Source organism: Proteus hauseri (assembly GCF_040139125.1).
In the GTDB taxonomy this organism is placed as follows: Bacteria; Pseudomonadota; Gammaproteobacteria; order Enterobacterales; family Enterobacteriaceae; genus Proteus; species Proteus hauseri_B.
The window spans coordinates 255388-267154 of record NZ_JBEEUB010000002.1; the positions used below are offsets into that span (position 1 = coordinate 255388).

Here is an 11767-nt window from a genome sequence, read left to right on the forward strand (position 1 = left end):
CGCCAATATTCAGTAAAGTATAGTGGCGTGTTTTATTATTTATTGTGTTTGCTGCTTATTATCTATTATTATTTTTTCGATGCTTAAAATACATGGCAATAGAGCCAATTAGCCCCGCAGTAAGTAATACGACAGGTATTATCATTAAAATATTCATGACTAGTTGTTCATGTTTTTGAACAAAAGGTATCTGATTTAAGATATAGCCTAACGAAACAATAATACCTACCCATAAAAATCCACTTATCCAGTTAAATAAGTGAAAGCGGCGCTGTTCTAGCTCAGATAAACCCGCCAGTGTGGGTAATAAAGTTCGCACAAAGGCAATAAAACGACCAATTAATAGGGCGTATAAGCCTTGGCGATGAAAGAGATCATTAGCGCGCTGGTGATATTGTTCTGGTAGTTGTGACATCCAGCGTTTAACCACTCGAGTATCACTTAACCAGCGTCCTTGTAAGAAACCAAGCCAACTTCCTATGCTTGCCGCTGTGCCCAATATAACTATTGTTGGGATAAAGTGTAAAACATCTTTAGCTATTAATGCTCCACAAAGAACAAGTAGAGTGTCTCCTGGTAAAAAAGCGGCGGGTAAAACCCCGTTTTCCAGCATGATAATAATAAAAAGAACAACATAGATAACCCACATTACATTTGGATCAGCAAGCACCATATAATCATGTTGCATTAGTGCGTGGATTATCTCTTTTAATGTATCCATTCGCGAACTCGCATAAAAAAGGACTTTATAGGCGCTATTCTAACGCAAAAAAAAAATGTTCGTTTGATTTAATCCCTGTGAAACCACAGGGATAGCTTTTTTTTAATAAAAGATTCATTATTTAATGAGAAATACGTATAAATGCTTGTTCAAGATCTTCAATTAAATCATCGACATTCTCTAATCCAATATGAATGCGAAAAAGTGTGCCATTAAACTCTGGCTGAGACTCATATTGGCGCATCGCTTTAATATCATTTGGGTGATAGCCTAAAATTAAAGATTCAAACCCTCCCCATGAAAATGCCATTTTAAACAGTGATAAATTATCTAAGAAGAGGGCAAAATCTTCAGCGTTTAGAATTTTCTTTAAACTAAAAGAAAACAGCCCATTACTACCAGTAAAGTCGCGTTGAAAATATTCATGACCAGCACAAGATAAAAGAGCAGGGTGATAAACATTATCGACTAATGGATGCTGTTTTAGCCAACGAGCGACTTCTAAGCCACTGTGTTCATGTTGCTTCATTCTCACTGCTAATGTTCTTAGACCACGAGCAGCCATATAAGCAGTATCAGGATCACAGCACTGACCAAGTAAATACGCATTTTCGCGCAATTGAGGCCAGCAACGTTCATTTGCAATAGCAAATCCCAGCATACCGTCAGAGTGACCAATAATATATTTGGTTGCTGATTGAATGGATATATCAACGCCAAGGGTGAGTGGTTTAAGTAATAATCCAGCAGCCCATGTGTTGTCGATCATAATGATGATCTTGGGATTATATTGGCGAACGGCATTCACGATGGCTTGTAAATCTTGTATTTCCATTGTGATAGAGCCGGGCGATTCAAGAAAAACAATGTTAGTTTCAGGGCGTAGTAGCTGACTAATTTCTTTGCCAATTAAAGGATCAAAATAGGTGGTAGAGACTGATAACTTACGCAATATTTGATCACAGAAGTTTTGTGTAGGATCATAAGCTGAACCAGTAACAAGGATATGTGAACCTTGTTCAATAAATGCGAGTATAGATTGTGTTATCGCAGCAGCGCCTGAAGGAAAAAGTGCGCAACCTGCACCTTGTTCTAATTCTGTTAACGCTTCTTGTAATGCAAAATGGGTGGTTGTTCCTCTACGACCATAAAAAAGTGCGCCTTCAGCTCGATTTTTTGTTGCTTCACGTTTTTGCGCAACAGAATCAAAAATGACTGATGAAGTTCGTTGTATAATTGGGTTTACTGCGGATTGCGAATATTTTTTAGCTCTACCAGCAAGAATAAGTGAGGTTTCTGGTTTTTTTAGCGTCATCCTTAATACCCTCTTTTAATGTGATGATGTGTTTATCTCACGTTAATGTATTTTTTGACCAAGTACAAAAGGGAATCAGGGCAGTTGATAAAATTTCACGTTACGTAAAATAACGATAGTTTGTCTTAAAAATCGACAAATGGGAAAAAAATAGCCAAATAGTAATGATAATTACTATCAAAATGCTTCATGTTTGATATCATTTGAGCGTTTTCTCTTTCCTGATGGCAAACAGGATTATTGCAAGCGAACGATATTGGGTAAGTAGTGAAGCAAAAACCTTCATTACTGAATATATAAATAGATAAAAAGAGAGTAAAAGGCCAACTGATGCGTAATTTGACAGCTTCTATTCTATTGGCAATCGGTCTGACAGGCTCTGCTTTTGCGGATACTACACCTGCCACATCAACTGAACAGCCAACTACTGCTGCCGTTTCTTCAACAGCTTCTACACAGGGAACTGCTACTACTAATAGCGTAGCAACTACAACAGAAAATACGGCTAATACTGCGGCAACAGGCAGTGAAATTAAAGCAACCGGGTCTGAAACACCAGTAGTTGAAGGTGTGAATACAACGGAAAATACTAATAGTGAAACGTTAGTAACAGAAAATACAACGCAAGAAGCGCAACCAGAAATCGTTGCTGGTGGTGGCTTTGCCGAAGATCTCTCTGTTATGGGAATGTATCGTAACGCCGATTTGGTCGTTAAAAGCGTCATGATTGGTTTATTACTGGCATCTATTGTGACTTGGGCGCTCTTTTTCGCGAAAGGCAGTTACTTATTATCACTGCGTCGTCGTTTAAGAAATGAAACTGCACAATTATTAGATGTTAAATCATTAGACGATGCTTTAGTCATAAGCAAAACGTTTGGTAATAAAAGCGCAAGTGCTGATTTCTTTACCGATGCTGATTTAGAACGCGATTATTCTAAAGAGAGTAAAGTTGCAGCCGGTATTAAAGAACGTGTTGAAATGCGTATGGAACGTCGTGTTGCCGCAATTGCTCGTGAATTAGGGCGTGGTAATGGATATCTTGCAACAATAGGGGCAATTTCTCCTTTTATCGGTCTATTTGGTACGGTTTGGGGTATTATGAATAGCTTTATTGGTATTGCCCATTCTCAAACAACTAACTTAGCGGTTGTTGCTCCTGGTATTGCAGAAGCTTTATTGGCAACAGCAATTGGTCTTATCGCGGCTATTCCTGCCGTTATTATTTATAATATTTTTGCTCGTATGATTGCAGGATATCGCGGTGAAATCGGTGATATTGCAACAGGGGTTGTCACATTAGTTAGCCGTGACTTAGATATTGAAAACAGCAAAGCAAGGTAATGAATTATGGCTATGCGTCTTGGTGATGATTCAGGTGATGATAATGAATTGCATGATATCAATGTGACGCCTTTTATTGATGTCATGTTGGTTCTACTCATTATCTTTATGGTCGCAGCACCGTTAGCAACTGTTGATATTAAAGTAAACTTGCCCGCTTCAAGTGCAAAACCGCAGCCTCGTCCTGAAAAGCCCGTTTATCTGACGATTAAATCAGATAAACAAATATTTATCGGTGAAGAGATGGTTACGCATGAGACGATAGCAAATGTGTTAGACACATTAACTCAGGCAAACAAAGATACCACTATCTTTTTCCAAGCAGATAAAACCGTTGATTATGAGACTTTGATGAGTGCAATGGACTCGTTAAGAAAGGCGGGTTACCTCAAAGTTGGGCTTGTGGGTATGGAAACAGTCTCTGCGGATGGCTAATCAGTAACGTATAATATGCGCTGATTAACGCTGATTAAGTTGACTCTATTGAAAAGAAGCACTTTATTCATTAGGTAATAATGAATAGGGTGCTTTTTTTATTGTCTTTTTCCAATTTTGCCTTTATTTATCTGATTAAATTAACAGGATGATTTATCTATTTTTACCGTTATTAATTTAAATCGAAAATTGCGATAGAATAAAATTTAGCTTTAGTGTTAAGCGTAACTAATAATATGCAGGTTAAATTTAGGGCTTATTAATTAATTAAACTGATTGGGTAATTGTAAGCTGAATCAATTAACACTAAGTAGTTACGATTACTTCCATTGAAACAACATTAGTATTCATTAACTATTCATTTTTTTTCACTTTTTATTTCATTAGTATTTTGGATTTTAAAGTGAATTAATCTATAACCTTATGAATTATAATGTTTTATATTAATTTGATTTAGGTGCAAAAAAACTTGCGCAAAAATTCTTATTGGATATAATGCACACATGTTACAGAATGAAATATTTTGTAATATATTAATACGCCCAATTTGTTTATTATCTAAGTTAACCACCTTTGGTAACTTATTTTTTATTGCACCAGGTAGACCGTTGTTTTCAGTCATTCCAATTTCTGATAAGTAGAATTTTTTACTTATTAAGCTGTCTCTTATTTACCATAAGAGATAAGTAAAATAAAACGTGAAAGGCAGAGAGCTACACATAGCATTTTATTATTTTAATAAATTTAAAAGCCATAGCACTTTTGTGTTATGGCTTTTTTATTTTTTATTTTCCTGTGTTTTTTCTTTTTGCTGGTTATTTCAGGCTCAATCTTTCTTTTTGATGAGCCTCAATGCTGGTACTGGGAAGCGCTTTAGTAAAGTTTATTGGCAGCTTTTATCTACATACACTACAAATTATTAACATGATAGTGCCTTTGTAGGGCCCTGAATTTTTAGATTTATGACCACTTCTTTTATCTATTTTTACAAAAAATGATTATGAGATAAATATGGGCTGTTTAGCCATAATTAATGGACGTTTTTTATCCACAAATGCTACAAAATTTTAACCTAAAATTTTTTTTAGATAAATTCTGTTATAAAACCGATATGTTATAAAATAACTATATGTAATTATTACATCTAATTATTAATTAGTAATAGTGGATGATGTTTCTAGTGATAGCGCTACATTTATCGCTATATCATTAATTTTATAGCGAGTTTTTATGGTTATTATTCTTATTCCAAAAATGAATATATATATAACCATATGAAAAATGATAAGAAAAACAGGTTAATTTTTGGTTAAAAAGTGATCTTAGGTCTTTAGTTTAACAAATAAACTAGAATGAGAAAGTAGGTCTAATTATGATGAGCATTACTTGGAGTTAAATATATTAATGTGACTATATAGTGTTTATAAAATGCAATTTATCACATTATATATAATGTAATACAAAGGTTGATAATATGAAAATAAGAGTAATAAATATAATTAAGGAATAAGTTTATATTTAATTTGAATAATCTTTAATGGAATATGAAAATATTTAATTAATATTTTTGTATTATTTTAAATATATTGTCTTAAAAGTTGGTTGTTTTTTGTCTTATTTGTATCTCATTGATTTAATGTGAGTTAAAAAGCATTGGCTTACGATTATTTGCGATAATGATAATTATTTCCATTTCTTTTATCATTATTATATAGCTAATTTTTATTTTTAAAATAACGAAATATATAAAAAATACACGTTGAACCTTATATTGCTGAAACGTTTTTACTCACATAAAAGAATAATTTATTTTTTAATGAATTATCGATTGATAATGATCAAGTCATTATTATGACGGAGTGTTAAAAAGGCGGTGTTTTAAAATTATTCCAATTAAAAATCATCATATCAGGAGAGATATATGGCCTTGGGGAATAATGTTTTTTCCCATCATGGTATTAACCGACGCGATTTCATGAAATTGTGTGCTGCGTTGTCAGCTACCATGGGATTAAGCGGCAAAGCTGCCGCAGAAATGTCTGAAGCAATGGCATCATCAGAGCGCCCACCTGTTATTTGGATTGGCGCGCAAGAGTGTACTGGTTGTACTGAGTCTTTATTACGTGCGACTCACCCAACCTTAGAAAACCTCGTTCTTGATGTTATCGCACTCGAATATCACGAAGTGCTTTCTGCAGCTTTTGGTGATCAAGCTGAAGAGAATAAGCATAATGCGATGGAGAAATATAAAGGTAAATATGTTCTCGTTGTTGATGGGTCAATCCCAGACAAAGATGGCGGTATTTACTGTATGGTCGCTGGAAAACCAATTTTAGAGCATATCAAAGAAGCGGCTGAAGGCGCTGCTGCGATTATTGCTATTGGTTCATGTTCTGCTTGGGGTGGTGTACCTGCTACTGGTGGTAACCCAACTGGCGCGAAATCACTGGAAGCAATTTTACCGGGTAAAACGGTTATTAATATTCCAGGATGTCCACCAAACCCACATAACTTCTTAGCAACTGTTGCTCATATTATTACTTTCAATTCTTTGCCTAAGTTAGATAGCAAAAACAGACCGCTTTTCGCTTATGAACGTCTGATCCACGAAAACTGTGAACGTCGTCCTCATTTTGATGCGGGGCGTTTTGCTAAAGAATTTGGTGATGAAGGTCACCGCCAAGGTTGGTGTTTATACCATTTAGGCTGTAAAGGACCTGAGACTTACGGTAACTGCCCAACATTAGAATTCTGTGATATTGGTGGGGGTATTTGGCCTGTCGGTATTGGTCACCCTTGCTATGGTTGTAACGAAGAAGGTATCGGCTTTACTAAAGGTATTTTCCAATTAGCGAATGTTTATCAACCAACACCAAAAGCACAAGTTCCTGATGTGAACGAGAAAGAAGGTGGCGGTGTATCCTATGGTGCCGCAGGTTTACTGGGTGCAGTTGTAGGTGCTGTTGCTGGTGTGAGTGTGATGGCTGTGCGTCAATTAGGCCGTGACAAAAATGCCACAGGAGCCTCACAGGAGGATAAACGGTGAATAGGCGTCATTTCTTTAAGCTGGCATCAGGTGGGGTTCTTCTTGCGGGAATGGCACCCACTGTGAGTCATGCTGCGGCGCAGAACCGTCCCCCAATTCCTGGGTCTCTCGGTATGCTCTACGACTCTACGCTTTGCGTAGGCTGTCAAGCATGTGTCACTAAATGTCAGGAAATTAATCACCCGGAGCCAATGGAGCGTGGGGATACTTACGCTAATGGTGATCCGATTTGGTCAAACAATGACAAGCTAAGTCCTTACACAAATAACATTATCCAGATTTGGCGTGATGGTACAGGTGAGAATAAAGACCAACTTGAAAACGGTTATGCCTTTATTAAGAAACAATGTATGCATTGTGTTGATGCAAACTGCGTTTCTGTTTGTCCTGTTTCTGCATTAACCAAAGATCCAAAAACCGGTATTGTTCATTATCACGCAGATATTTGTACAGGTTGTCGTTATTGCATGGTGGGATGTCCTTATAATATTCCTAAATATGACTACGACGATCCTTTCGGTAAACTTTATAAATGTGAACTCTGCAACCAAAAAGGTGTAGAGCGTTTAGATAAAGGTTTATTACCGGGTTGTGTTGAAGTTTGTCCTACTGGTGCTGTCATTTTCGGTACTCGTGAAGAGCTGCTAGAAGAAGCTAAACGTCGTTTAGCGAAAAAAGCAGGTGATGAATATCATTATCCTCGTCAAACCATTAGTGGTGGCGATACTTACCTACATAATATTCCTGAATATCAGGATCATATTTATGGTGAGTTTGAAGGTGGTGGTACTCAGGTAATGGTGCTTTCTGCGGTTCCTTTTGAAAAATTAGGGATGCCAGAAGTTGATCCGTTATCAACAGGCGCTCGCTCTGAACACATTCAACATACGCTTTATAAAGGCATGGTATTACCAATAGCTGCCCTTGCAGGGATCACCTATTTGGTTAACCGTAATAGTAAAAAACAAGAGCAGGAACACCACAAGGAGGATAACGATGTCGAGTCATGATCCTCGTCCACTTGGCGGTAAGTTATTTACTCTCGCAGTGAGAGTTTTCCTTCCGCTTGCTGTGCTCGGTTTTATTCTTATTGGTAAGCGTTTGGTATTGGGCCTTGGCGATGTCTCTGACTTAAATGGGGGATATCCTTGGGGTATTTGGATTGCTTTTGACTTATTGATAGGAACAGGTTTTGCATGTGGTGGTTGGGCACTTGCATGGGCTGTTTACGTCTTTAATAAAGGTGAGTTTCACCCATTAGTGCGTCCTGCATTGTTAGCGAGCTTGTTCGGTTACTCGTTAGGTGGTTTATCTATCGCCATCGATATCGGTCGTTACTGGAACATGCCTCACTTCTTTATGCCTCAGTACTTTAACGTTAACTCTGTTTTGTTTGAAACAGCGACCTGTATGACCATCTATATTATGGTGATGGCATTAGAATTCCTACCCGCGTTACTTGAACGTATTGGTTGGAAAGTGTCTCTGAAACGACTAAACAAAGCGATGTTCTTTATTATTGGTCTTGGTGCTTTACTGCCAACGATGCACCAATCTTCAATGGGTTCATTGATGATTTCTGCGGGTTGGAAAGTACATCCACTATGGCAATCGTATGAGATGTTACCACTGTTTTCTCTGTTAACCGCCTTTCTCCTTGGTTTCACTATCGTTATTTTTGAAGGTTCTTTGCTAAAAGCAAGTCGCACCATGAATGATGATGAAACACCACTATTTACCAAGTTAACTCGCGTGATCGAAGTGTTACTGATTGCTTTCTTGGTATGTCGCTGGGGTGAAATTATTTGGCACGATAAACTGAGTTATATCGGAAATGGGGATATGTTCTCGTGGTTATTCATTGCTGAAAGTGCATTATTATTACTTCCTCTTATTTTGATGCATTTAAATAATAATCGCCGTAGTCCAAAAATGTTGTTTGTCTGTGCTGTATTTATCTTAATCGGTGCAGCAATGTGGCGTATGAACTATTCTTTAGTTGCTTACAATCCAGGCAATGGTTACCACTATTTCCCAACAGCAAGTGAATTGCTGATTTCTATTGGTTTCGTTGCATTTGAAGTAACAGCTTACATTCTTATTATCCGTTTACTGCCGGTTTTACCTGCACAAACAGACTCAAATATACAATTAAAAAAGGCTGAGGTTAAATCATGAGCCAACGCATTACTATTGATCCTATTACCCGTATTGAAGGGCATTTACGCGTCGATTGTGAAATTGATAACGGAAAAGTTGTTAAGGCTTGGTCTTCCGGTACCATGTGGCGCGGAATGGAGGAGATCCTAAAAGGAAGCGATCCTCGTGATGCATGGATTATCGTGCAACGTATTTGTGGTGTTTGTACGACAGTTCACGCCATTGCCTCAGTACGTGCAGTCGAAGATGCTTTAGGGATGGATATTCCTGTGAATGCGCAGTATATCCGTAACTTAATTCTCGGCTCGCATATTATTCATGACCATATCGTCCACTTCTATCAATTATCAGCGATGGACTGGGTTGATATCACTTCAGCTTTACAAGCTGATCCTGAAAAAGCATCTGCAATGCTAAAAGGTGTTTCTGAATGGCATCTGAACTCTGCCGAAGAGTTCAGAAAAGTACAGAAAAAAATCCAAGGCTTAGTAGATAGCGGTCAATTAGGTATTTTCGCCAATGGTTATTGGGGTCACTCGGCAATGAAATTGCCACCAGAAGTGAACCTGATTGCTGTTGCTCACTACCTGCAAGCACTAGAATGTCAGCGTGATGCTAACCGTATCGTGGCTATTCTTGGCGGTAAAACACCTCATATCCAAAACTTGGCTGTGGGTGGTGTTGCTAACCCAATTAACCTTGATGCGCCAAACGTACTTAACTTAGAACGTTTAATGTACGTGAAAAGCTTCATCGATAAACTGGGTGATTTCGTTAACCAAGTTTATAAAGTAGATACCGCAATTTTCGCTGCTTATTATCCTGAGTGGTTAAAAATTGGTAAAGGTGCTAACTACTATTTATCCGTACCAGAATTACCAGTTAATGGTAATAACACAGAGTTCTTACTTTCTGGTGGTTATATGGAAGGGATTGATTTCTCTACTTATCGCCCAATTAAAGACTGGAAAGATCAGAACCTGAAAGACGGTATTGAAGAGAGTGGTAAACACGCATGGTATGAAGATGATGAACCACTGAAACCATGGGAAGGTTTAACTCGTCCTAAATATACTGGTTGGGATGAGAACAACAAATACTCATGGGTTAAATCACCAACATTCTATGGTAAACCTGTTGAAGTTGGCACATTAGCATGGTTGGTATGTGGCTTAGCAGGCAAGCATGAAGGTACTGTTAAACACTATAACGATATCAACAAAATCTATACTCAGTTAACTAACGAAACCTTAGTGACAGAACAGTTAGAGTCAACTTGGGGACGCATTATTGGACGTACTGTCCATGCTTGTGTGTTACAAGAGTCTCTTGCTCAACTGTGGCAAGCACTGGTAGATAATATTGGTCGTGGTGATACCGCTGCATTTATTAAACCAGAGTTTGAACCAGGTAAAGAATATCGTGGTGTTGGTTTTGAAGAAGCCTCTCGCGGTATGTTATCTCACTGGATTGTGTTTAAAGACGGTAAAATCACTAACTATCAGGCAGTTGTTCCTTCTACATGGAATGCGGGTCCTCGTAACTTTAATGATGAGCCGGGTCCATATGAGTTATCTCTGGTTGGCACACCTGTTGCTGATCCGAAAAAACCATTGGAAGTTGTTAGAACAATCCACTCATTCGACCCATGTATGGCGTGTGCAGTACATATGGTTGATTTGACCGGTAAAGAACTGAGTAAGGTGAAGGTATTGTAATGCGAATTCTTGTCTTAGGTATTGGTAATTTATTACTAAGCGATGAAGGCATTGGTGTTCGTATAGTAGAAGCGCTCGAAGAGCGCTTCTCTTTACCAGAGAACGTCGATGTTATAGATGGTGGCACATCCGGTATGGAAATCTTGCAAGATATCGCAGCAAGAGACTTACTGATTGTTGCTGATGCAGTAAGAAGTAATCATGAACCTGGTAGTATCTTCATTTTGCATGATGATGATGTGCCCGCACTATTTACTCAAAAAATTTCCCCTCATCAACTAGGCTTATCTGATGTATTGATGGCACTACGTATGACCGATGAGTTTCCGCGTAAACTGATTTTAGTCGGTATTGAGCCTGCATCTTTAGAGCCAAGTATGTCGCTTTCTGAAATCGGCAATCAGTCAATGGAAATTGCGTTAGAGCACGTTGTGAACATTTTACGTGAATATGGTGTTGTTGTAACACCAAAAGAGGTAACCGCATGAGTGAACTAGAATTAAGCTGGGATATCATGGGGTTTGACACACCACCTATTGAACAACTGGAAGCTTTTTTTTGCGAAGTTGCAGAAAAAGAGATGAAAAATCTACCTTTTTTTAGAGAGGGTGTTCCGGTTAAAGCAGGTAGTTTTTCATTATTTGAAAAGCAATGGATTGGTACCGTTCTTACACCTTGGATGTTGGAATTAGTGGTATTGCCAGGACCTTCACAAGAGTGGCCTCGACGCAAAGTGGGTGAACGAATTGCGTTAGAACTGCCTTGTGGTCAAGTTAAATTTGTGGTTGGTGAACTTGCTGGTGGTATTCAATATCTTGCTTGTTCATTAATGTCGCCTCTTGATCGTCATTTAAAAGGTGAGCAGGCGGTTGAGTTGGCAGAAAATAGTGTAAAAATGGCACTTTCTCTTCCTGTTCAGACTCAATCCGTAACAGAAGTTGATTTAAGTCGTCGTTCTCTTTTCCGTGGTCAGTTAAGATCATAGGGTAGAAATTTTACGCGACACAGAGTCAAATTCTTCTTATTGA

The 11767-nt window shown here is 38.0% G+C and carries 10 protein-coding genes; 8 read left to right on the top strand and 2 right to left on the bottom strand.

All coding sequences use genetic code 11. The features are described from left to right. Window positions 1–58 precede the first annotated feature (58 nt). On the bottom strand, window positions 59–721 hold the full coding sequence (locus ABN099_RS04180; RefSeq protein WP_349462436.1) for a DedA family protein: 663 nt from the start codon (window positions 719–721) through the stop codon (window positions 59–61). A gap of 121 nt (window positions 722–842) precedes the next feature. Continuing rightward, a complete protein-coding gene (gene metC / locus ABN099_RS04185) occupies window positions 843–2036 on the bottom strand; it encodes a cystathionine beta-lyase (protein WP_349462437.1) in 1194 nt (397 codons plus the stop codon). Between the two features lie 330 nt (window positions 2037–2366). Here metC and exbB point away from each other — a divergent pair, with 330 nt between their 5' ends. The 8 genes from exbB (at window position 2367) to hybE (ending at window position 11724) form a co-directional block, all read left to right on the top strand. After that, entirely contained in the window at window positions 2367–3380 is a 1014-nt protein-coding gene (exbB, locus tag ABN099_RS04190) for a tonB-system energizer ExbB (RefSeq protein ID WP_349462438.1), read from the top strand. 6 nt (window positions 3381–3386) lie between these two features. Beyond that, window positions 3387–3815 carry a TonB system transport protein ExbD gene (gene exbD, locus ABN099_RS04195; protein ID WP_349462439.1) on the top strand — a complete coding sequence of 143 codons (429 nt, stop codon included), beginning with the start codon at window positions 3387–3389 and terminating at the stop codon, window positions 3813–3815. Between the two features lie 1921 nt (window positions 3816–5736). Continuing rightward, window positions 5737–6861, top strand: coding sequence for a hydrogenase 2 small subunit (hybO, locus tag ABN099_RS04200; RefSeq protein WP_349462440.1), 1125 nt, complete (start codon window positions 5737–5739; stop codon window positions 6859–6861). Further along, window positions 6858–7871, top strand: coding sequence for a hydrogenase 2 operon protein HybA (gene hybA, locus ABN099_RS04205; RefSeq protein WP_349462441.1), 1014 nt, complete (start codon window positions 6858–6860; stop codon window positions 7869–7871). The genes hybO and hybA overlap by 4 nt, the downstream gene beginning before the upstream one ends. Then, on the top strand, window positions 7858–9039 hold the full coding sequence (gene hybB / locus ABN099_RS04210; RefSeq protein ID WP_349462442.1) for a Ni/Fe-hydrogenase cytochrome b subunit: 1182 nt from the start codon (window positions 7858–7860) through the stop codon (window positions 9037–9039). Before hybA ends, hybB begins: the two co-directional genes overlap by 14 nt. Further along, window positions 9036–10739 (top strand): hydrogenase 2 large subunit, encoded by a 1704-nt coding sequence (gene hybC, locus ABN099_RS04215; RefSeq protein WP_349462443.1) that lies wholly within the window; start codon window positions 9036–9038, stop codon window positions 10737–10739. Before hybB ends, hybC begins: the two co-directional genes overlap by 4 nt. After that, on the top strand, window positions 10739–11227 hold the full coding sequence (locus ABN099_RS04220) for a HyaD/HybD family hydrogenase maturation endopeptidase (RefSeq protein ID WP_349462444.1): 489 nt from the start codon (window positions 10739–10741) through the stop codon (window positions 11225–11227). Before hybC ends, ABN099_RS04220 begins: the two co-directional genes overlap by 1 nt. Then, window positions 11224–11724 (top strand): hydrogenase-2 assembly chaperone, encoded by a 501-nt coding sequence (hybE, locus tag ABN099_RS04225; protein WP_349462445.1) that lies wholly within the window; start codon window positions 11224–11226, stop codon window positions 11722–11724. Before ABN099_RS04220 ends, hybE begins: the two co-directional genes overlap by 4 nt. Window positions 11725–11767: the final 43 nt, after the last annotated feature.